This is a genomic window from Salipiger sp. ABF4_146 (assembly GCF_056161345.1).
Map to the genome: position 1 here is coordinate 538,513 of NZ_JBSWYX010000001.1, position 21,321 is coordinate 559,833.

Consider the following 21,321-nt stretch of genomic DNA (forward strand, 5'->3'; position numbering starts at 1 on the left):
CCGAACCTGACCGACCGCGCTCCGCGTGCCCTAGCGGCGCCCGGAGCAGCCAATCACCCGAAAAATTCGGACCCAAGTACAGAAAGGGAAGAAGGGAATGAGCAAGGACGCAGTTCTCAAGCTGATGAAGGATGAGGACGTCGCATACGTCGACATCCGATTCACCGACCCGCGCGGCAAACTTCAGCACGTGACCGTCATGGCCGACCAGGTCGACGAGGACTTCCTCGAAGAAGGCTTCATGTTCGACGGCTCCTCGATCGCCGGCTGGAAGTCGATCGAAGCTTCCGACATGAAGCTCATGCCCGACCTCGAGAGCGGCTATATCGACCCGTTCTACGCAGAAAAAACGCTCTGCCTGCACTGCTCGGTCGTCGAACCCGACACCGGCGAAGCCTATGACCGCGACCCGCGCGGCACCGCAGCCAAAGCAGAAGCCTACCTGAAGTCCTCGGGCATCGGCGACGCGGCGTTCTTCGGCCCGGAAGCTGAATTCTTCCTGTTCGACGATGTGAAATACTCGGTCGCACCGAACAAGATCTCGGCAGAGGTCGACGCGGACCACGGCGCGTGGAACACCGACGCAGACTTCGAGATGGGCAACTTGGGCCACCGTCCGACCTACAAAGGCGGCTACTTCCCGGTGAACCCGATGGACGACGGCCAGGACATCCGTTCCGAGATGCTGTCGACCATGAAGCGCCTCGGCATGAAGGTCGACAAGCACCACCACGAAGTTGCGACCTCGCAGCACGAGCTGGGCCTGATCTTCGACAGCCTGACCAAACAGGCCGACGAGCTGCAGAAGTACAAGTACATCATCCACAACGTGGCACAGGCCTATGGCCGTTCGGCAACCTTCATGCCGAAGCCGATCAAGGGTGACAACGGCTCGGGCATGCACGTGAACATGTCGATCTGGAAGGACGGCAAGCCGCTCTTCGCAGGCGACAAATACGCGGACCTGTCGCAGGAAGCGCTGTACTTCATCGGCGGCATCCTGAAGCACGCGAAGGCCCTCAACGCCTTCACCAACCCGGCGACCAACTCCTACAAGCGTCTGGTTCCGGGCTTCGAAGCCCCCGTTCTGCGCGCCTACTCGGCCCGCAACCGCTCGGGCTGCGTGCGTATCCCGTGGACCGAATCGCCGAAGGCAAAGCGTGTGGAAGCTCGCTTCCCCGACCCCTCGGCCAACCCCTACCTGTGCTTCGCAGCGCTCCTGATGGCCGGCCTCGACGGCATCAAGAACAAGATCGATCCGGGCGAAGCGATGGACAAGAACCTCTACGACCTTCCGCCGGAAGAGCTCGCAGAGATCCCGACCGTCTGCGGCTCGCTGCGTGAAGCGCTCGAAGAGCTGGAAGCCGACATGGACTTCCTGCTGGCCGGCGACGTGTTCACCAAGAGCCAAGTCGAAGGCTATATCGCTCTGAAGATGGAAGAGCTGGAAGCCTACGAAATGACCCCGCACCCCGTGGAATTCGCGCTGTACTACAGCTGCTGATCCCGCCCTGCGGAAAGATCGGAAAAGGCGCCCCGACGGGCGCCTTTTTCATGCCTTCATCCCGCCCTTCAAAATCCAGATTGCCATTTGAAGCTGGCGGACGAGGGAATTACGACCTCGCACCTCAGAGGAATTTCAGAATGAACGAAAATTACACCGACCGCTTCGACCGTTTCGCAAGCCATAGCGACGCGCAGGAGCTTGCAGCCCTGACCGGCGCTGCATCGGCCTCCGAAACCCCGCAAGAGCGCCGTCGCAGGTTGCAGCGCAACACCATGCTTGGCCTCGCGGTTGCCGCCCTGCTCGTGCTCGTCGCGATGATCATCACCCGGGCCATGGAAATCGCCTCGCTCTGAGGCCTCCGCCATCTGGCTGGCTTTGCGGCACAGCATCAACCCAAGGGCCCGGCGGATCTGGCCGCGAGGCCAACAGCGGACTCCCGCCGCGCAGAGCGGTCGGACAGCTCCTCCCTTTCCGAACCCCGGGCCGCGAACTACCTATTTTCATCAAAGACGTTTGTTCGGAGTCCCAAGATGCGCCGCACCTTTCTGAAATTCCTCGCCGCAGCCACGCTGTCGCTCTCCGCAGGCTCGGCCATGGCCGCCAGCTGCGGCAACACCGCCTCCGGGTTTGATGCCTGGAAACGCGAATTTGCTGCCGAGGCACAACGCGCCGGTGTCGGCCAGCGCGGAATCGACGCGCTGATGCGCGCCCCCTATTCCAGCTACACGATCAAAGTGGACCGTAGCCAGAAGGGCGTGAAATACCCGCTCGACGAGTTCATTCGCATTCGCCTCGGCTCGCTCGACGGCTTTGCCGCGCAGGTTCGCAAGCGCCGCGACCAGAACCCGCAGTTTTTCCGCTCGCTCGAACAGCGCTACGGCGTGCCCGCGGGCATCCTGCTGGCAATCCACGGAATGGAGACGGGCTTTGGCCGCACCATGGGCAACGTGCCGGTGGTCTCGTCGATCAGTACCGTGGCCTATGACTGCCGCCGCGCATCGTTCTTCACGCCGCATGCGATCGCCGCACTGCAGATGGTCGATCGCGGCATGCTCTCGCCCAACCAGAAAGGCGCCGCGCATGGCGAGCTTGGGCACACCCAGTTCCTGCCGGGCAACGCGCTGCGCTACGGCGTCGATGGCAATGGCGATGGCCGCGTCGACTTCTACAACCAGTTCGACGCGCTGGCCTCGACCGCCAACTTCCTGCGACAGAAAGGCTGGCAGCCGGGTCAGCCATTCAGCGAAGGCACCGCGAACTTCCGCGTCCTGAACGAGTGGAACGCCGCGACGGTCTACCAGCAGGCGATCTCGCTCGTGGCGCAAAGAGTCGGCTAACTTACATTTATGCAACTGCGGGTTGGGCAAAACTTTTGAAGATTTGCCCGACCCTGGGCATTATCGCGCCCGAATTCTTCCCCAATTGCCGCGCAAATTTTCCGTCAAAGGCGTTCCAGAAGGAAGACGATCATGACGGGCAAAGCCCCCTACGCAGCACTGCACCTCCCGGCTCATTCCGGCACCCCTGATCTTTTCGAACTTCTCAAGGCTGCCGGCAAGGCCCTGCTTCAACACGACAATGGCTCTGGCCGCCCGCTGCGCATCTCGCGCCGCCGCATGGCACTGATGGGTGATCGGCTGGGCCTGTGCCTGACCCACTTCAAGCAAAAAGGCGAGCAACGGCCCCGCATCGTGCTGCGCGTGCTCAGCCGCGACGGCGGCATCGCCCAAGGCGCGCGCGCCATTGCCCTGCTGCTCGAGGCTGTGCGCAGTCTCTCGACGCTCAGCGGTGCGACCGAGATCGAGTGGCTGTCGCCGCGCACCCGCCTCGCCCCCGAAGCCCTGCCCGAGCAATCCCAGCGTGCGCCGCGCAAGCGCCTCGCCCCGATCGACGCCGCCGAAGAGCGTGCGCTTAGCGAGGGAATCCGCGCCGCCATGGCCGCCTCGATAGCGCCCGAGCCTGAGGCCACGCGCCCCGCGCCGCGCATCGCCTCAGCCGAGGCCAAGATCCCCGCCCTCGTTGCCCCGAACGGTCCCGTCGCCCGCATCCTCAGCATGCTCTCGGGCACCCGCGGCGGCGATCTGCGCACCGCGCCGCAATAAGCGGCTCCCGCGCAGCACGCGCCTTGCGGAGTTACGCGGTGTCCGGCCCTCGCCGGATCACGTAGGAGTGGATAGAGAACACAACGGCGCGCGTTGCCGGCAAGCGCAGCAGGCACTGCCGTTCCGAGCGCAGATAGGGCGCTGTCTGGGGCGCGGCCCGGTCGTCATTGCTGCGCCGGGGCACCGGCTGATGCAGCGTTGGGTCGTCATGGAAGAGGCGGTTCACCCGCACCAGTGGCCGACCCGGCTGCACGCCGTCAAACAGCCGCTGCACCCGCCGCCCGATGTTGTCGTCATACTCGGGGATCGGCACGTGGATCACGCTGAGCGGGCGCGAGATCTTTTCCGCCAGCCGCCAGCCCGCAGGGAAACATAGAACCGCCGCGGTCAGCACATGTTCGTCGCCGCGTTTTTGCAGCAGGCACAGGTCCTCCTGCACCAGAACCCCCAGCGTGCCCAGCGGATCCATCCGGTCTAGAACAACCTCGACGCCATCCGGACGCGTCAGCCGCTCCCCGTCTCGGGCGTACCCCGTGGGCAACTGTGCGAGAACCATCTCCAGCAACTCCTGCGCCGCCGTCAGCGCCTCCGGTTCGATGGCCAGAACGGTCTCCCGCGTCTCCCGCAGAAGCCGCTCCCGCTCTGCCATCTGCGCCGCAAAGGCGTCGTCCACCTGTAGCCAGTCCGCCGGATCGAGCGGCGCGATCCCCGGCAATGGCTTCATCTGGCTCACGTCATAGGGAATCTGCGCCTGCAGGATCATCTCCGTCAGTCTCCGCTTTCAGCCCTCCACAGGGGCAGCTTGTCTCGCAGCACGCAGACCGACGACTGCGGTGCGTAGCGCGGAAGCTCCTCCAGCGCCACCCAGCGAAGATCATGCGATTCCTCGTTGCCTCGCAAGGGGATCGCCGGGTCAGCTTCGAAGAGGAAGCGCAGATCGTAGTGAAAATGGGCAGGCTCCGCGCCACGCGCCGGAATCCGGTGGATGTCGACGTCGAACAGATCGGGCGACAGCAGGCGCGCGGCCACCCCCGTCTCCTCGCGAATCTCGCGTGCCGCGACGGACGCCACGTCGGGCTCGCCATCGCAATGGCCGCCCGGCTGCAGCCACCGATCCAGCTTGGCGTGATGGATCAGCAGCGTGCGCGTGCGGCACGGCGAGACGACAAACCCCGAGCCCGTGATATGATCCCGCGCCGGGTCCGAGCCCGTGATATGATCCCGCGCCGGGTCACGCCCGAAGGGATCGGGGACCTCCACCAGCAATCGTTTCAGCGCCGCAAGCGTCTCTCGGTCGCGCGCATCGCGCACCGCCATGGTCCAAGGAAGGTTGGTCATCGGTCCCTTTCGGTAAAAGAAAACGCGGCGCAGAGGACTGCGCCGCGTTCCTTCAATTCGCTTCGGGCGTGGCTCAGCCGCGGGCGCGGCCCACCAGCTTCCACAGCGCCGGCAGCAGCAGCGCCGCCAGAGCCAGCTTCACCGCATCACCGAACAGGAACGGCGTCAGGCCCCATTCGAGGATCGGCTTGTCCCAGCCATAGAGCATGCCGAGCCAGATCAGGCCGGGCACGTAGAGCACGATGTTGCCAAAGAGCATGGCCGCAGCCATCTTCGGCGCGGTCCGGTCCCAGCCGCGGCGCGCCAGCGTGCCCAGCAGCACGGTCGCCATCAGGTAGCCGACGAGATAACCGCCGGTGCTGCCCATCATGTACTCGATGCCGTTGAGATCGGCCGAGGAGCTCTGGAACACGTCGAAGCCCAGCATGCCGATGATCATCCAGCCCAGCATGGTCACAAGGCCCAGACGCGCGCCATAAGCCGCGCCCACGGTGAGCACGGCGAAGGTGCCCATGCTGATCGCCACCGGCGAGCCCGGCACCGGCACTTTGATCTTCGCGGCGAGCGCCAGAAGCGCGATACCGGCGATGACCAGCGCCGCCTGCTTGGCGCGCAGCGCAAGGCCTTCACGGGCGCCGAAAGTGTCCACCAGAACGGACCGGTTCATTGCGAGATTCATCGGGTGCGTCCCCTCTTCCTGTCAAAAGACTTTCAAGCGTTGTGCCCCAAGCGCCGCCGCCTCGCAAGCCTTCATCCAAGCCACCGCACACCTCCTGCAAGGCGCCGCCCCCGGCTTTCAGCGTTCTGCAAATACGCAAATCCGCAGCCTGTCCGCATCCCGCCGCGCGTGGCATGGGCCGGGCGCCTTCGGCCGGAGTATTTTCGGAAAGCTGAAAGGCGACGCGCCGCCACGCACTGCAAAATTGCAAATCCGCTTCTGCTAAGCGTGGTCGCGGCGCTTTTCTCTTTCGCAAAATGCGCGATGTCCCACGCCGCGGTTCGCACAGGGGTCAGGGCTCGAGATCGCGCCCCGTCGCCGCTTCCAGTGCAGGCATGAAATCTTCGGTATACAGGGTGCCGACCAGCGGCCCGACGTGCTTGTGCAGAACCGTGCCCTCGCCATCGACGATGAAGGTCTCGGGCGGGCCGGTCACCCCCCATTCGATCGCCGCGCGCCCCTGAGGATCGAAGGGCACGCCGATAAAGGGCGAGCCGTCGTCGGTCAGGTAGCCCGAGGCGGCGCCGACCTTGTCCTTGTAGTTGACCCCGATGATACGCACGCCCTGCTCGGCCAGACGAAGCAGCACCGGGTGTTCGGCCCGGCACGGCGGGCACCAACTGGCCCAGAAGTTCACCACCGTCACCTCGCCCGAGCGCAAAGCCGCATCGGTAACCTCAGGGAAGCCCTCGAGCGTCTGTGCGGGCAGTGGCGGCGCGTCTTTACCTAGGAAGGTCGAGGGCAGCGTATTGGGATCGCCGCGCTGCATGCCGAAATAGGCCATCACCGCGAAACCGGCGAAGATCAGCGGAGGGATCACCATGAGCGGCGAGACCTTAGCCATGACGCTTCACCCGCTGTTCAATCTTTTCCAGTTCTGCCCGCACCTTACGCGCGCGTGCGACGCTCAGCGCCACGACCAGCACAATGAGCCCAAGGCTGACGCCGTAGGACGCCAGCACCGCGAAGGCGTATTTTCCCAGATCGGGCATCATGCGCGCCCCTCCCGTGCCAGGAGCGCGCGCGAACGGCGGGCGCGGATTTCGGTTTGTGTGCGCAGAAAGACCAGCGCCACGAACAGCAGCACAAAGCCCGCGATGCACACCAGCAGCGGATACCAGAAGACATCGGCCACGTTCTCTTCCTTGTCGAGCGACAGCGACGCGCCCTGATGCAGCCCCTGATTCCAGAACAGCACCGCGTAGCGCGACAGCAACGCGAAGACCGAGCCCACGAGGCAGAGAATCGAGGTGAGATCGGCGGCGGTGTCGTCGTTTTCGATCGCCGACCACAGCGCCATGTAGCCAAGGTAGAACAGGAACAGGATCAGGAAGGAGGTCAGCCGCGGGTCCCACGCCCACCACGTGCCCCACATCGGCTGCCCCCAGAGCGCGCCGGTGGCCAGCGCGATCACCGTGAAGATCGCCCCCACCGGGGCCGCAGCCCGCGCCGCCAGTGCCGAAACGTGGTGGCGCCGGATGATCCAGATCAGCGAGGCGACCAGCATCATGATCCACGCGTTGATCGCCATCAGCGCCGCGGGCACATGCAGGTAGATGATCTTGACGGTCGCGCCCTGCCGGTAATCGTCGGGCGTAAAGAAATAGCCCCACACCAACCCCAGAGCGAGGCAGAGCACCGCCCCGGCCGACACCCATGGCAGGATACGGTCCGTGGTACGGATGAATTTTACCGGATTGGCGTATTCCCAGATCGACATGGGCCTCCCCTAGCGCAGCTCACGCCTCGTTACACTTCAAATATTCGGCAAGCGCAATCTCTGGCGCCCGCCGCAGGTTCGCGCAAATCAGCGCAGGTTGATGCGCAGCACCGCGGCGCTGGCAAAGGGCAGCAGGGCCAGCGTGCCGAAACTGATCCCCGCCAGCATCAGCAGCGGCGTCTGCACCGCCAACCCTTCGGCCCCGCGCCGCGCCACTTCGGCGCCGAAGATCAACGTCGGCACGTAAAGCGGCAGCACGAGGATCGACAGCAGCAGCCCGCCACGCTTCAGCCCCACGGTCAGCGCCGCGCCGAAGGTGCCGATCACCGACAGCGCCGGCGTGCCGAGCGCCAGCGACACCAGCACCCAAAGATAGCCCGAGGGCGGCAGGCTCAGCAGCACGCCGAGGGCGGGCGCGGCCAGCACCAGCGGCAGGCCCGTGGTGATCCAATGCGCCAGAGCCTTGATGGTGACGATGCCCTCCATCGGCAGCGGCGCGGTGGCCAACAGATCGAGCGAGCCATCCTCCCAATCGAGCGCGAAGATGCGGTCGAGCGACAGCAGGCAGGCCAGCAGCGCGCCGATCCACAGCACGCCCGGCGCGATGCGCGACAGCAGCCCGGTCTCTGGCCCGACGCCAAAAGGAATGAGCACGGTGACGATGAGGAAGAACGCAAGGCCAAGGCCGAAGCCGCCCCCGGCCCGCACCGCCAAGCGCAGGTCTCGAAGAAGCAGCGCGATCACAGGAAAGCCTCGTCCTGAATGGACACACGGGGCACCGCCTTGAACGGGCTGACGTCGAGGATCTCGGCCTCGTCCAGCCCCAGATCGATATGCGTCGCCATCAGCGCCGAGCCGCCGCGTGCCAGATGCGCCCGCACCGCGTCGGCAAATCGCGCCACCGAGGCGGTGTCGAGCGACACGGTCGGTTCGTCCAGCACCCAGACCGGGCGCCCGGTGACCATCAGCCGCGCCAGCCCCAGCCGACGCTTTTGCCCGGCCGAAAGCGTGCCCGCCAACCGCTCTTCGAGCCCGCGTAAATCAAACGCGTCCAGCGCCGGCTCGATGTCCGATTGCGCAAAGACCTGCGCCCAAAAGCGCAGGTTCTCAGCCGCCGACAGCATGGATTTCAAGCCGTCGGAATGCGCGGCATAGGCAATGCGCTCCCCTGCGCCCTCGATCTCTCCGGCAAAGGCGGGCTGCAGCCCGGCGATGCTGCGCAGCAGCGTCGTCTTGCCCGAGCCGTTGGGACCGCGCAGGACCAAGGCGCGTCCGGGGGCAAGCGCAAAGCTCAGCCCCTCAAGCACCGGCACCCCTCCGCGGGCCACCGCCAGATCGCGAACTGTCAAAGAAATCGGCTGCTCCATGCTTTCGCTTACCCCAGCACGGAGGCTCGGAAAAGCGCGAAAGCCGCGCCGCGACAAGCTGTTGCAGGAAAATGGCTGGTCCGGGTCAAGCGCGCCATCAAGGATGGGGCGGCCGGACTGGCTGGTCTGTTACGGTCTCAGACGGGCAGCGCGGCCAGCGCAACCCGGCGCCCTTCCCCCAGCAGCACGTTGTAGGTGCGGCAGGCAGAAGGCGAGTTCATCACTTCGACACCGACGCCGGCTTGTTCAAGCCGCGCCGACAGGGCCTTGGGCAGCAAGGCGATATCACCGCCGGTGCCGACGAAGATCACATCGACCTCGCCCGCGAGCGCGACCAGCGTCTCCTCATCCGACAGACCGCCCCAGGGCTGCATGCCCTGCGGCGAGATGCAGACCCCGCCATCGACCGGCTTGCCGCCGATGCGAAAGAATCCGGGGCCGTAGCCCTCGACAGGCATGGCATCGCTAAAATTGATTTCATTCATCCGCATGGTTCTTCCCCTAGTCCCACACAGGCGACCCGACACGGATCGCGCTTTCATGAACGCGCAGACCAAGTCGCGGTACACCCCTCCCACGTCAACATACGACGCCTGGTCCAGCCGCGTGGCTGCACTTTATGACACATCGGTGAAGAATCAAACGGATTTTGCCGCACAGCAGCATGGGCGCGCTCACCGCGGTGGCAGGCGCCCTTGTGTATGGGATTTGACACTACACCGGCTATGCGAAGGACCCAATGGCCTACTCGAAAGCCTAGGCCCGCAACACAGCGTTTCCCGCGCGGCTGCACAAAGCGTGATCATCCCCCTGCCGCGGAATGAAAAAAGGGGGCCGGTCATGCGGCCCCCTCCATACCAGAATGGCATTCAGCGCCTCAGACGCTGCTTCCGGATTTCTTCGCTTCGCCCTCGGCCTCGGGCTTCGACCAGTCGCGTTTGACGCCAAGCCACATCAACAATGCCGATGCCACGAAGACCGACGAATAGGTGCCGACGAAGACGCCCCAGATCATCGCGAAGACGAATCCGCGGATCACATCACCGCCCAGCACGAACAGCGCGAAGAGCGCCAGAAGCGTGGTGAAGGAGGTCATGAAGGTCCGGCTGAGCGTCTCGTTGATCGACAGGTTCAGCACGTCCTTGATGTCGGTCTTCTTGTATTTGATCAGGTTCTCGCGCACCCGGTCGAAGACCACCACAGTATCGTTGAGCGAATAGCCGACGATGGTCAGCAGCGCCGCGATGGTGGTGAGGTCGAACCTGATCTGAAGCTCCGAGAAGACGCCGATCGTCAGCACGACGTCGTGCACCAGCGCCAGAACCGCGCCGAGTGCGAACTGCCACTCGAACCGCAGCCAGATGTAGATCAGCACCGCGCCGATCGCCAGCGCGACGGCTTGCACGGCGGTCCAGATCAGTTCGCCCGACACTTTCGGGCCGACCGATTCCACCGAGACGAACTGGATGTCCGGCGAGACCTCCTGCAGCGCCGCCTCGACGGTGGCGATGGTTTCGGGGGTGACCGATTCAACTTCGTCCTGCGCCTGAATGCGCACCATGGCGACGTTCTGATCCGGCCCGAAGGACGGATCAAAGACCTCAGAGATCACCACATCGCCCAGCCCCAGTGTGCTGAGCGCGTCGCGGTAGGCCCCCACGTCCACCTGCTCGGCGCTCTGCGTCCGGATGGTGGTGCCGCCGCGGAAGTCGATGCCGTAGTTCAGCCCCCGCGCGCCGAAGCTGACCAGCGCCAGCACGATCATCAGGGCCGAGATGCCGAACCACAGCTTCCAGCGTTTGAAGAAGTCAAAGCTCGTATTGTCGGGAATGACACGAAGACGCATGGCTCAGACCTCGATGGTTTTGGGACGGCGGCGTTCGAACCACATCGCGATCAGCAGCCGGGTGACGAAGATCGCGGTGAAGACCGAGGTGACGATGCCGAGGCCAAGGGTGATGGCGAAGCCGCGCACCGGACCCGAGCCCATGACATAAAGGATGATCGCCGTGATGATGGTGGTGATATTGGCGTCGACGATGGCCGACAGCGCCTTTTCATAGCCAAGCTCGATGGCGCGGGCCGGGCCGCGTGCGGTCTTCAGTTCCTCGCGGATACGCTCGAAGATCAGCACGTTGGCGTCCACCGCCATACCGACGGTCAGCACGATGCCGGCGATGCCGGGCAGCGTCAGCGTGGCGCCGATGGTCGACAGCAGGCCGAAGATCAGGCCGATATTGATGATCAGCGCGATATTGGCGAAGAAGCCGAAAAGACCGTAGCTGATCCACATGAAGCCAAGCACCGCGACAAAGGCCACCATGGTCGCCAGCTTGCCGGCTTCGATGCTGTCTTGCCCCAGTTCCGGCCCGATGGTCCGCTCTTCGAGGAAGTCGAGCCCCGCGGGCAGCGCACCGGCGCGCAGAAGCACCGCCAGTTGCGTGCTTTCCTCGACCGAGAACTGCCCGGTGATGATGCCCGAGCCGCCGGGAATGTGGCTCTGAATCACCGGCGCCGAGATCACCTCGTCGTCGAGCACGATGGCGAAGGGCGAGCCGATGTTGGCGGCAGTGTAATCGCCGAACTTGCGCGCGCCGCCGGGGTTGAAGCGGAAGGTCACCGCCGGACGGCCGTTCTGGTCAAAGCTCGGCTGGCTGTCGGTCAGTTCCTCGCCGGTGACGACGGGGGCCTGCTCGAGCACGTAGAAAACGCCCTCTTCGTCCATCGACGGCAGCAGCTCGTTGCCCACGCCCGGCGACGTGTCGGCATTGGTGGTGCGGTTGACCACCGGCTGGAAGGTCAGCTGTGCTGTGGTGCCGATGATCTCTTTGAGTTCCGCCGCAGAGCCCACGCCCGGCACCTGGATCAGGATGCGATCGTTGCCCTGTCGCTGGATCGTCGGCTCACGCGTGCCGACCTCGTCGATGCGGCGGCGGATGATCTCCAGCGACTGCTGCATGGTGCGCTCGTCGGTGGCCTGCTTCTCGGCGTCCGAGAGGGTCACCACAAGCTCGTTGCCGTCGCCGGCCACCTGCAGATCGTTGGCCCCGGCGCCGGTGAGCGAGGTCACCGGACGCGCAAGACCGCGCACCAGTTCCAGAGCGCGGGCCATGCCGTCGGGGTTGGAGATACGCACGCGCAGCTCGCCCGGATCGGACGGCTGCAGGCGGATGGTGCCGACTGTGTCGCGCTCGGGGCGCAGGATGTCCCGCACGTCCGGCCAGAGCGTCTCGAGCCGCGAGGCATAGACCTCACCAAGCTTCACCTCGGCCAGCAGATGCGCACCGCCGCGCAGGTCGAGCCCGAGGTTCACCAGCCCCGAAGGCAGGAAGTCGGGCCAGCCGGCGGCGGCCTCCTCGCGCTCGGGCGTGGCGCCAGAGGTTTCGATCGCGGCAACTGCGTCGTTATGAGATTCTACCCTGTTGTAGAACAGGTTAGGGCTGGCCAAGGCCAGCCCTACGATCACGAGCGCCCAGATTGTCAGGCGTTTCCAAAGATCGATCTGAAGCATGTTCGTGGGCGCTTTCGCGTTGGGATCAGGATTCGGCGGGCTCGGTCTTCGACAGGACCTGAGCGACGGTGCTCTGCACCACGCGGACCTTCACACCCTCGGCGATCTCGACCTCGACCTCGCCACCTTCCTTGACCTTGGCGACCTTGCCGATGAGGCCACCCTGAGTGACGATCTGGTCGCCGCGGCGCAGGGCGTTCACCATCTTCTGGTGTTCTTTGACCTTCTTCTGCTGCGGACGGATCAGCAGGAAGTACATGATACCGAAGATCAGGATCAGGGGGACGAACTGGGCGACTGCGCTGCCATCCATGGGCGGGCTCCTCTTGGTGTATGTTGGGGGACACCCCCCGCAAAATTTGGCCGGAACCTATGTGCGATCCTCCGCCGATGCAAGGCGCGATGGCCGGGGGCACACTACATGCACAAGCGATGCACAGGCCATGCGCACACGTGTGCGTGATGGACGCTAAGGAATGGCGGACCTAGGTTGGAAACGGATGGGTAAGGGGAGCCACGAAGAAATGCGTATCGCGACATTTGCAAAGTGTGCTCTGCCGCTTCTCTCGCTCTTCGCCCTCAATCTTTCCACCCTGCCCGCCGCGGCGCAGGACCTTCCCCCGCTGCCGCCGGAGGACCACGCCGACTGGCAGGCGATCGGGCGGGTGAACACCAAGGGCTACAACCGGCGCGGCATGTGTTCGGGCACGCTCGTGGCGCCCGATCTGGTGCTCACCGCCGCGCATTGCGTCGCCGGGCCTGAAGGCGATCCGGTGCGGCCGGAGCGGCTGCATTTCGTCGCGGGATGGCTTGGCGGGGACTACGCCGATCACGCCGCCGTCGCCTCTTATGACATCCACCCGCAAGCCTATGAGAGCCGGCAGCTCGATATCGAGCATGACCTTGCGCTGCTGACACTGGCGCATCCTCTGGAGGTGACCCCGCGGGCGCTCGGGCGCGAGGCCACCGCGCCGCTCGCGGTGATCGGCTATCACGACACGCAGCCCAACCGGCTCTCGGCACGGTTCGACTGCACCGGCGCGCCGCATCATGCGCTGCTGCGCCTGTCGTGCCCGGTGCGGCGCGGCAATTCCGGCGGGCCGGTGCTGGCGAAAACCGGCGATGCGTGGCGCGTTGTCGCGGTCGTGAGCGCCACCAATGCGCAAACCAGCCTCGCGGTGCCCTTGGATGCGTGGATCCGCGCTCGCCTTCCGCGCAGCGCCCCCTACACTCCCTGAGCGATTCAGGGCATAACCCGCGCGAGTCGCAGACAAAGAGGATAAGACCGATGCACGACATCCGCGCCATTCGCGAAAACCCCGCCGCCTTCGATGCGGCGCTCTCGCGCCGGGGTGTGGAGAATGCCTCGGCCCCCGTGCTGGCGCTGGATGAAGAGCGCCGCGCCGCGATCCACGCCGCCGAAACCGCTCAGGCCGCGCAGAAGGCCGCCTCCAAGGACGTCGGCAAGGCCAAGGCCAGCGGCGATGAGGCCGAGTTCGAGCGCCTGCGCGCGCTGGTCGCCGAGAAAAAGGCCGAAGTGGCCGAGATGCAGACCAAGGCCAAGGATCTCGACGCGCAGCTGACCGACATGCTGATGGGCATCCCCAACCTGCCCTTCGACGACACGCCCGACGGCGAAGACGAGGACGACAACGTCGAGATCCACCGTTGGGGCGAGCCGAAGGCGCTTGGCTTCGCGGCCAAGGAGCATTTCGACCTGCCAAGCGTGATCCCCGGCATGGACTTTGAAACCGCCGCCAAGCTCAGCGGCTCGCGCTTCGTGGTGCTCTCGGGTGCGATCGCCCGCCTGCACCGCGCGCTGGCGCAGTTTATGCTGGACACCCATACCGAAGAGAATGGGCTCACCGAGACCTGGACCCCGGTGCTGGTGCGCGAAGAGATGATGTATGGCACCGGCCAACTGCCGAAGTTCGGCGAAGACAGCTACCAGACCCGCGAAGGCTGGTGGCTGGTGCCCACCGCCGAAGTGACGCTGACCAATATCGTCAACGGGCTGACGGTGGATGAAGGCTACCTGCCGCGCCGCTACGTGGCGCACACCCAATGCTTCCGCTCCGAGGCGGGCTCGGCGGGCCGCGACACCGCTGGCATGCTGCGCCAGCACCAGTTCGAGAAGGTCGAAATGGTCTCGGTCACGCACCCGGAAAAGAGCCGCGAGGAGCTTGACCGGATGACCAAATGCGCCGAGGGCATCCTCGAGAAGCTCGGCCTGCCCTATCGCACGGTGGCGCTGTGCACCGGCGACATGGGCTTTGGCGCGCGCCGCACGCATGACATCGAGGTCTGGCTGCCCGGTCAGAACCAGTACCGCGAGATCAGCTCTGTCTCGGTTTGCGGTGATTTTCAGGCGCGCCGGATGAACGCCCGCTTCAAGCCCGAAGGTGGCGGCAAGCCGGAGTTCCTGCACACGCTGAACGGCTCGGGCCTCGCCGTCGGGCGCTGCCTGATCGCGGTGCTGGAGAACGGCCAGCAGGAAGACGGCTCGGTCGATCTGCCCGAGGCGCTGCACCCGTGGCTGCGCGGCAAGACCCGCATCGCCGCCGACGGCACGCTGGTTTGAAGGATCGGGGACTGAGATGATCTGGGTTCGACCGCTCCTGCTGTTTCTCGCGGCGGTCGCCTTTGCGGCCTCGCCGCTGGTGTTTCCCGGGTTCAACGGGTTCGCCCCGGATGCCTTTCCGATCCCGCAGGACGACCCGCCGGTGCAGCCGGCGGGCTATGCCTTCGCGATCTGGGGGCTGATCTATCTCTGGCTGATCGCCGGCACCGGCTTCGGCCTGCTGCGCCGCGCCGATGATTTCGACTGGATGGACCACCGCGATCCGCTGCTGATCAGCCTCGCCGTGGGCATCTTCTGGCTGCCGGTGGCACAGATCTCGCCGATCGCCGCAACGGCAATGATCTGGGTGATGCTGGTCACCGCGCTGCTGGCCCTATTCCGCGCCGGCGACATGGACCGCTGGTGGCAGATCGCCCCCATCGCGATTTACGCCGGCTGGCTGTCGGCGGCGTCCTGCGTCTCGGTCGGGCTGCTGCTGGCGGGCTATGGGCTGCTGGCACAGACCCCGGCGGCGCTTGTCGCCTTGGCCTTGGCGCTGGCGCTGTCGGTGACCATCCAGTATCGGCTGCACCGCGCACCGCTTTACGGCATCACGGTGATCTGGGCGCTGGTGGCGGTGATCGTCGCCAATGCCAGCCCCTTCAACTTTGCCGTTGCCGCCCTCGCCGCCGCCGGCATCGTCGCGATCCTTGCCCTGCGGGGCACGGATACCGAGTGACCTGAGGGGTCTTCACACCTTTCCCCCAGACGTGAAATCCAGACGTGAAATCACCCCCGCAGAGCCTCTGCGGGGGTGACAGAGATGACGAAAATCAGCGGCGCGACGCCACCTTTTCCACGTCTTTGAGGCCGAAAGACGATCCCGTCAGTCGGCGGTCGGGTAGAGCACCACCGTCGTCTGGATTTCATACGGCAGGATGGTGATGTTGTGCACTTCGGGGTCGTCATCGGGCATGTCGAGCTGCATCGCAGCCTCGCAGATATTCGACTCTGCTTCCGTCATGGAGCCCGCGCGCTCTTCGGCCGCCATGGCAATCTCGGTGGCGACGGCGACGATGAACCCGTCACACTTCACCTGCTTGACGTTTGCGAATGCCGCCCCCGAGGACATGACGAGGACGAGCGAAATCGCAGAAAGGTTACTCAACTTCATTTCAAATTCTCCGGTTAAATGTGAATCGAAGGTTAACCAGAGGCCTTTAATCTTGCAACCTTCTGTTGCGCTTACGGAGATCAGGCTCTTCTTTGCTGCGAGTGCACACGGCCCAAGACGCCCCCTTGGCACACGCAAGAGACGCCAATACGGAATCGGCAACGCGCTTGAGTTGTCCTGCTTTTCGCAACAGTGGGCTCAGATCGCGGCTGTCATGTCTCATACCGCAACCCGAAAGTGCGAAATGGCCCCTTCAATTGCGAACAAATCAGAGTAGACGTTCCAACGATCTACCACATTATCGCGACAGTGATTTGCCGCTATCTCTTCGTCATCACACAGGACGCTGCATCAAGCGCCCCCCGAAAACGGAGAGAAATCATGACCAACCTACTGCAATCATTTGGTTTCGGATCGACAACTGCGATCCTGACGGCCGCCCTTCTGCTGCGTGTCTCGCTTGGCGCGCTGTTCCTCGCCCACGCCTGGTTGAAGGTTTACGTCTTCACCCCCAGCGGCGCGGCGCAATATTTCGCCTCGCTCGGCGTGCCCGGGTTCATGGCCTACCTCACGATCGCCGCCGAGGTCTTGGGCGGTTTTGCGCTCATCGTCGGTTTCCAGACCAGCCTCGTCGCGCTGCTGTTGATCCCGGTGCTGCTGGGCGCGGCTATTCTTGCCCACGGGCCGAACGGGTTCTGGTTCACCAATGAAGGCGGCGGCTGGGAATATCCCGCCTTCTGGGCGCTCGCCCTGCTGGTGCAATCGCTGCTCGGTGGCGGGCTGCTGGCGATCACCAAAGGCTGAGCCACATTGAGCCACATCGCGAAACGAAAAGCGCCGGAGCGGTCGCTCCGGCGCTTTTGCGGTCTTCCGAGGCCAGCGCGCCCAGCGTCAGCCCTTTTGCTTGGGCAGCTTGCCAAGGTGCTTGCGCAGCGCGCCGGCGTTTTTCTCGCGCTTGCCCTTCCACGGGTTCTTGTCGCCCTGCCCGCGCAGCGTCAGGCGGATCGGCGTGCCGGGCATGTCGAAGGCCTCGCGCAGCCCGTTGACCAGATATCGTGTGTAGCTGTCGGGCATGTCCTGCGGTCGCGAGCACATCACCACAAACCCCGGCGGACGCGTCTTGGCCTGCGTCATGTAGCGCAGCTTGATCCGGCGGCCCTGCGGCGCGGGCGGCGGGTGGCTCGACACCATCCCCTCGAGCCAGCGGTTGAGCTGGCCGGTCGAGACGCGGCGATTCCACGTGGTCCACGCCTTCATGATCGCCGCGTTGAGCCGGTCGAGCCCGCGCCCGGTCTTGGCCGAAACGGTGATCAGCGGCGCGCCGCGCAGCTGCGGCAGCAGCCGGTCGAAGGCTTCTTTCAGATCGCGCAGTTTCTCCTGCTTGTGCTCTTCGACGTCCCACTTGTTGACGGCGACGACCACCGCCCGGCCCTCTCGCTCTGCCAGATCGGCGATGCGCAGGTCCTGCTGTTCGAAAGGAATGGCGGCATCGAGCAGAACCACCACCACCTCGGCGAACTTCACCGCGCGCAAACCGTCGGACACCGAGAGCTTTTCCAGCTTCTCCTGCACCTTGGCGCGCTTGCGCATACCGGCGGTGTCGAAGATGCGCATCGGCACGCCCTCCCAGTCCATACGGACCGAGATGGCGTCGCGGGTGATCCCGGCCTCGGGGCCGGTGAGCAGCCGGTCCTCGCCGAGAATCTTGTTGATCAGCGTCGACTTGCCGGCGTTCGGGCGGCCCACAACGGCGATCTGCAGCGGCTTTTGCTCGGTGGGCATCGGCAGCGCGGCGTCGGCCTCGTCGGAGTCGATCTCCTCGTCCGCGACGTCAAGCTCGACCTCCGGCGCCTCCTCGGCGGCGCGCTCGGCGAAACCATCCGCCAGCGGCTGCAGCGCGCCGTAAAGATCGGGCAGCCCCTCGCCATGCTCGGCCGAGAGCCGGATCGGCTCGCCAAGGCCAAGGCTGTAGGCCTCTAGCACGCCGGCATCGGCGGCAGAGCCCTCGCCCTTGTTGGCGGCAAGGATCACATGCGCCGACCGCTTGCGCAGGATCTCGGCGAAGACCTCGTCGGTGGGCGTGACGCCAACACGCGCGTCGATCATGAACAGGCACACGTCGGCCATGTCCACCGCGCGCTCGGTCAGGCGGCGCATGCGGCCCTGCAGGCTCTCGTCCGTCGCCTCTTCGAGACCCGCGGTGTCGATCACCGTAAAGCGCAGGTCACCCAGCTTGCCCTCGCCCTCGCGCAGATCGCGCGTGACGCCGGGCTGGTCGTCGACCAGCGCCAGCCGCTTGCCGACAAGCCGGTTGAACAGGGTGGATTTGCCAACGTTGGGGCGGCCGACGATGGCGAGGGAGAATGTCATGGCACGCACCTCTTGCGGATTCAAACCCCGCCTTTAGCGCAAAGCGCGGGCAGGAGAAAGGGATCTCGGACGCGGCGCCGCAGATGGGGGCGCTGCCCCCGGCCGCTGCGCGGCCTCCCCCGGGATATTTGCGTCTAGACGAAGCAGCAGAGGCACGGCCCCCGCTTCTTCTCTTCAAAAATACGCATATCCCAAAAGCAGACGCCCGCGCCACCCATGAGGGCAGCGCGGGCGCAGGTCACGCCGTGGCGGCGTTTACTTCAGATCCGTGGGCAGCAGCGCGTCGGGCAGGTTCTGGTAGCTCACCGGGCGCAGGAAGCGGCGGATCGACATGGTGCCGACCGAGGTCGCCCCGAAGTTGGTCGATGCCGGGTAAGGCCCGCCGTGCACCATCGCGTCGCAGACCTCGACGCCGGTGGGGAAGCCGTTGACCAGCAGCCGGCCGGCCTTGCGCTCGAGCACCGGAACGAGGCGCTGCGCGAGGCCGGTGTCGCCTTCGTCCATGTGGATGGTGGCCGTGAGCTGGCCCTCGAAGCCCTTCGCGAGGGTTTCCATCTCATCGGCACCGGAGACGCGCACCACGAGGCCGAGCGGGCCGAACACCTCTTCGCCAAGCGCATGGTCCTGCAGGTAGTTGGCCGCGTCTGTCTCGAAAAGGTTGGGCAACGCGTTGCGGCCCTCGCTGTCGGAGACCAGCACCGGCTTCACCGCGTTGCGCCCGTCGAAGCGCGACTTGCCGTCCTTGTAGGCCTGCGCGATGCCGTCGGTCAGCATGCACTGGCTGGCCGCGCCTTTCAGCGCCTCGGCGGCGGCGGCGACGAAGGCATCGCCCTCGGGGCCGGTTTCGACCACGGCGATGCCGGGGTTGGTGCAGAACTGGCCCGCGCCCATGGTCAGCGAGCCAGCCCAGCCGGTGCCGATGTCGGCACCGCGGGCTTTCATCGCCTCGGGCAGCAGGAACATCGGGTTGACCGAGCCCAGCTCGCCGAAGAACGGGATCGGCACCTCGCGCTGCGCGCAGAGATCAAACAGCGCGCGGCCGCCGCCAAGCGAGCCGGTGAAGCCCACGGCGTTGATCAGCGGGTGCTGCACCAGCGCCTGACCGACGTCGCGCTTGCCGCCCTGCACGAGCGAGAAGACGCCTTTGGGCATGCCGGTCTTTTCGATCGCGGCGAGGATCGCCTCGGCGACGATCTCGCCGGTGCCGGGGTGCGCGCCGTGGCCCTTGACCACGACCGGGCAGCCCGCGGCCAGCGCCGCGGCGGTGTCCCCGCCGGCGGTGGAGAAGGCCAGCGGGAAGTTCGACGCACCGAACACGGCAACCGGGCCGATCGGGCGCTGCACCAGCTTGATGTCGGGGCGCGGCAGCGGCTGACGGTCGGGCAGCGCCTCGTCGTGGCGGATGTCGAGATAATCGCCCTTCAGAATGTGCTCTGCGAAAAGCCGCAGCTGGCCTGTGGTGCGGCCACGCTCGCCTTGCAGGCGGCCTTCGGGAAGGCCGGTTTCCTGCGTGCCGATCTCGGTGATCGCCTCGCCGCGCGCCTCGATCTCGTCGGCGATGGCGTTGAGAAACTCGGCGCGCGCGGCGCGGGTGGTGTAGCCGTAGGTCCAGAACGCCTCTTCGGCGGCCTTGCAGGCGCGGTCGACCAGCTCGGGCGTGCCGACCGAATAGTCATGGCTCGGGCCATGCGCGGGATCAGAGGCGAAGGTGGTCTCGCCAGCCACCCACTCGCCGGCGATCAGGTGCTTGCCATGGGGGGTGAACACGGATTTGTCGAGCATCGAAATATCCTCTGTGCTTGCGCCGCCCCTCCCGGGCCGCGCTTGGATTCGCAAATGGTATACCAGCATCTGGCAGAGGGACGTCAAGCGCGGCAACCCGCAACTGAGGCGGGAACCGGCGGAAAGACCGCTTTCCGGTCGCGCGTCGCGGCGATGCAGGCGCGTCACGCGGGGCGCAGACGCAGAAAGGCGGCCCCCGCTTTCGGGAACCGCCCTTCTGGTCGTGCTCTATGTGCGCACGGAAGTCTTGCGTCCTTCCGGGCCTGTGGCCGGATCGGGTCGCTCGGGTCTAGCGCGAATTCCTATCCTGCTCCTTCTCACTGGTCAGGGCAAAGATCAGGACCGCGATTATGATAAGAGCGGCCAACCCGACGATAAAGATATCGATGGTCATGGCTGTCTCCTTCTGCGCTTGTCATAAGAACGCGGCAGTGCAGCGCCGGTTCCGGAACAGAATGTCGCAGATCCGTGTTAAGATTCCGGAACCATAGGAAAGGCGACACCATGCTCATCTCGCTCTCGGACCTGCTCACATGGCGCCTGACCGGCGGCGAGCGCGATTTCGTCCTGCAGGACCTGCTGTTCGATCCCGATGGTCGCAAGCTGGCTTGGGCGATCGTGTCGCCTGCGGGCTTCGGTGCCGCCGAGCGGCTGTTGGTGACCGCCTCTTCGCTGGGACTGCCAGAGGCGCATGACCGCAGCCTGCCGCTGCATGTCACCGATGGCGAGCTACAGCGCGCGCCGCGCATGGCGGGCGGGCGCGAGGACATGCTGGCGCTGATGGCGACGATGCCGCCACTGGTGATCGGCCCGTTCGGCTCGCCGCATGCGCCGCTGCCGGCGGGCGCCCGCCCCGAGACGGAAAGCGATCCGCGCTGGGACGCGGCGCTGGAGCGCTACGAAAGCCTTGCGGACTGGATCGGCAAGCCGGTGTTCGGGCGCGATGGCGAGGCGGGCAGCGTCAGTGACCTGCTTTATGATGCCGACGCCGCGCGGCTGAGCCACATCGTCGTCGACAACGGCAAGTTCTTCGGCCACGAGCGCCGGGTGGTGCCGATGTTTGAAATGGTGACCCATGCGGATGCCGATCACGGCGGGCATATCGTTCTGGATCTGCCGCTGTCGCAGATCGAGACCGCGCCGAAGGTGTCGGAAATGGTCAGCGCCTGAGG

General features: G+C 65.5%; 24 protein-coding genes. 9 read left to right on the plus strand and 15 right to left on the minus strand.

The genetic code is table 11. From position 1 onward, the window contains the following. Positions 1 to 97: 97 nt before the first annotated feature. From glnA to ACXAJT_RS02615, 4 genes are all read left to right on the plus strand, one after another. On the plus strand, positions 98 to 1,504 hold the full coding sequence (glnA, locus tag ACXAJT_RS02600) for a type I glutamate--ammonia ligase (protein ID WP_475232670.1): 1,407 nt from the start codon (positions 98 to 100) through the stop codon (positions 1,502 to 1,504). 140 nt (positions 1,505 to 1,644) lie between these two features. After that, positions 1,645 to 1,860, plus strand: a complete 216-nt coding sequence (locus ACXAJT_RS02605; RefSeq protein WP_475232672.1) for a hypothetical protein — start codon at positions 1,645 to 1,647, stop codon at positions 1,858 to 1,860. 177 nt (positions 1,861 to 2,037) lie between these two features. Continuing rightward, positions 2,038 to 2,844 carry a lytic murein transglycosylase gene (locus ACXAJT_RS02610; RefSeq protein WP_475232674.1) on the plus strand — a complete coding sequence of 269 codons (807 nt, stop codon included), beginning with the start codon at positions 2,038 to 2,040 and terminating at the stop codon, positions 2,842 to 2,844. Positions 2,845 to 2,976: 132 nt separating this feature from the next. After that, positions 2,977 to 3,609: a hypothetical protein gene (locus tag ACXAJT_RS02615; protein WP_475232676.1), complete on the plus strand. Its 633-nt coding sequence runs from the start codon at positions 2,977 to 2,979 to the stop codon at positions 3,607 to 3,609. Between the two features lie 31 nt (positions 3,610 to 3,640). Here ACXAJT_RS02615 and ACXAJT_RS02620 read toward each other — a convergent pair whose 3' ends face one another. The 12 genes from ACXAJT_RS02620 to yajC all read right to left on the minus strand — a co-directional run bounded on the left by ACXAJT_RS02620 (position 3,641) and on the right by yajC (position 12,576). Further along, positions 3,641 to 4,372, minus strand: a complete 732-nt coding sequence (locus tag ACXAJT_RS02620) for a heme-dependent oxidative N-demethylase family protein (RefSeq protein WP_475232678.1) — start codon at positions 4,370 to 4,372, stop codon at positions 3,641 to 3,643. Between the two features lie 5 nt (positions 4,373 to 4,377). Continuing rightward, on the minus strand, positions 4,378 to 4,947 hold the full coding sequence (locus tag ACXAJT_RS02625; RefSeq protein ID WP_475232680.1) for an NUDIX hydrolase: 570 nt from the start codon (positions 4,945 to 4,947) through the stop codon (positions 4,378 to 4,380). Between the two features lie 73 nt (positions 4,948 to 5,020). Next, entirely contained in the window at positions 5,021 to 5,626 is a 606-nt protein-coding gene (locus tag ACXAJT_RS02630) for a biotin transporter BioY (RefSeq protein ID WP_475232682.1), read from the minus strand. A 331-nt stretch (positions 5,627 to 5,957) separates the two neighbouring features. Continuing rightward, positions 5,958 to 6,509 (minus strand): DsbE family thiol:disulfide interchange protein, encoded by a 552-nt coding sequence (locus ACXAJT_RS02635; protein ID WP_475232684.1) that lies wholly within the window; start codon positions 6,507 to 6,509, stop codon positions 5,958 to 5,960. After that, positions 6,502 to 6,660: a heme exporter protein CcmD gene (gene ccmD, locus ACXAJT_RS02640; RefSeq protein WP_475232685.1), complete on the minus strand. Its 159-nt coding sequence runs from the start codon at positions 6,658 to 6,660 to the stop codon at positions 6,502 to 6,504. Before ccmD ends, ACXAJT_RS02635 begins: the two co-directional genes overlap by 8 nt. Next, complete coding sequence (locus tag ACXAJT_RS02645; protein WP_475232686.1) at positions 6,657 to 7,385, minus strand: heme ABC transporter permease; 729 nt, start codon at positions 7,383 to 7,385, stop codon at positions 6,657 to 6,659. Before ACXAJT_RS02645 ends, ccmD begins: the two co-directional genes overlap by 4 nt. Before the next feature lie 87 nt (positions 7,386 to 7,472). After that, positions 7,473 to 8,129, minus strand: coding sequence for a heme exporter protein CcmB (ccmB, locus tag ACXAJT_RS02650; RefSeq protein WP_066105998.1), 657 nt, complete (start codon positions 8,127 to 8,129; stop codon positions 7,473 to 7,475). Beyond that, positions 8,126 to 8,740: a heme ABC exporter ATP-binding protein CcmA gene (gene ccmA / locus ACXAJT_RS02655; protein ID WP_475232778.1), complete on the minus strand. Its 615-nt coding sequence runs from the start codon at positions 8,738 to 8,740 to the stop codon at positions 8,126 to 8,128. The genes ccmB and ccmA overlap by 4 nt, the downstream gene beginning before the upstream one ends. A 149-nt stretch (positions 8,741 to 8,889) precedes the next feature. Next, positions 8,890 to 9,243, minus strand: coding sequence for an Mth938-like domain-containing protein (locus ACXAJT_RS02660; RefSeq protein WP_475232688.1), 354 nt, complete (start codon positions 9,241 to 9,243; stop codon positions 8,890 to 8,892). A 386-nt stretch (positions 9,244 to 9,629) separates the two neighbouring features. Then, positions 9,630 to 10,598, minus strand: coding sequence for a protein translocase subunit SecF (secF, locus tag ACXAJT_RS02665; protein WP_475232689.1), 969 nt, complete (start codon positions 10,596 to 10,598; stop codon positions 9,630 to 9,632). 3 nt (positions 10,599 to 10,601) lie between these two features. Beyond that, positions 10,602 to 12,263 carry a protein translocase subunit SecD gene (secD, locus tag ACXAJT_RS02670; protein ID WP_475232690.1) on the minus strand — a complete coding sequence of 554 codons (1,662 nt, stop codon included), beginning with the start codon at positions 12,261 to 12,263 and terminating at the stop codon, positions 10,602 to 10,604. Positions 12,264 to 12,288: 25 nt separating this feature from the next. Continuing rightward, entirely contained in the window at positions 12,289 to 12,576 is a 288-nt protein-coding gene (gene yajC, locus ACXAJT_RS02675) for a preprotein translocase subunit YajC (protein WP_475232692.1), read from the minus strand. A 211-nt stretch (positions 12,577 to 12,787) separates the two neighbouring features. Here yajC and ACXAJT_RS02680 point away from each other — a divergent pair, with 211 nt between their 5' ends. The 3 genes from ACXAJT_RS02680 to ACXAJT_RS02690 are packed head-to-tail and all read left to right on the plus strand — an operon-like array spanning position 12,788 to position 15,562. Then, entirely contained in the window at positions 12,788 to 13,501 is a 714-nt protein-coding gene (locus ACXAJT_RS02680) for a trypsin-like serine peptidase (protein WP_475232694.1), read from the plus strand. A 50-nt stretch (positions 13,502 to 13,551) separates the two neighbouring features. Continuing rightward, a complete protein-coding gene (serS, locus tag ACXAJT_RS02685; RefSeq protein ID WP_475232696.1) occupies positions 13,552 to 14,844 on the plus strand; it encodes a serine--tRNA ligase in 1,293 nt (430 codons plus the stop codon). A 16-nt stretch (positions 14,845 to 14,860) separates the two neighbouring features. Then, on the plus strand, positions 14,861 to 15,562 hold the full coding sequence (locus tag ACXAJT_RS02690; protein ID WP_475232698.1) for a hypothetical protein: 702 nt from the start codon (positions 14,861 to 14,863) through the stop codon (positions 15,560 to 15,562). A 147-nt stretch (positions 15,563 to 15,709) separates the two neighbouring features. On the opposite strand, the gene ACXAJT_RS02695 is transcribed toward ACXAJT_RS02690, so the two are convergent. Next, on the minus strand, positions 15,710 to 15,997 hold the full coding sequence (locus tag ACXAJT_RS02695; RefSeq protein ID WP_475232700.1) for a hypothetical protein: 288 nt from the start codon (positions 15,995 to 15,997) through the stop codon (positions 15,710 to 15,712). 381 nt (positions 15,998 to 16,378) lie between these two features. Between ACXAJT_RS02695 and ACXAJT_RS02700 the strand changes: the two genes are divergently transcribed. Then, on the plus strand, positions 16,379 to 16,801 hold the full coding sequence (locus ACXAJT_RS02700; protein WP_475232702.1) for a DoxX family protein: 423 nt from the start codon (positions 16,379 to 16,381) through the stop codon (positions 16,799 to 16,801). 87 nt (positions 16,802 to 16,888) lie between these two features. Here the strand turns inward: ACXAJT_RS02700 and der are convergent, their stop codons facing one another. Together der and ACXAJT_RS02710 are read right to left on the minus strand one after the other, a co-directional pair. Beyond that, complete coding sequence (gene der, locus ACXAJT_RS02705; RefSeq protein WP_475232704.1) at positions 16,889 to 18,367, minus strand: ribosome biogenesis GTPase Der; 1,479 nt, start codon at positions 18,365 to 18,367, stop codon at positions 16,889 to 16,891. A 255-nt stretch (positions 18,368 to 18,622) separates the two neighbouring features. Continuing rightward, entirely contained in the window at positions 18,623 to 20,149 is a 1,527-nt protein-coding gene (locus tag ACXAJT_RS02710) for an aldehyde dehydrogenase (NADP(+)) (protein WP_475232706.1), read from the minus strand. Between the two features lie 504 nt (positions 20,150 to 20,653). Here ACXAJT_RS02710 and ACXAJT_RS02715 point away from each other — a divergent pair. Beyond that, complete coding sequence (locus ACXAJT_RS02715) at positions 20,654 to 21,319, plus strand: PRC-barrel domain-containing protein (RefSeq protein ID WP_475232708.1); 666 nt, start codon at positions 20,654 to 20,656, stop codon at positions 21,317 to 21,319. The last annotated feature ends 2 nt before the right edge of the window (positions 21,320 to 21,321 follow it).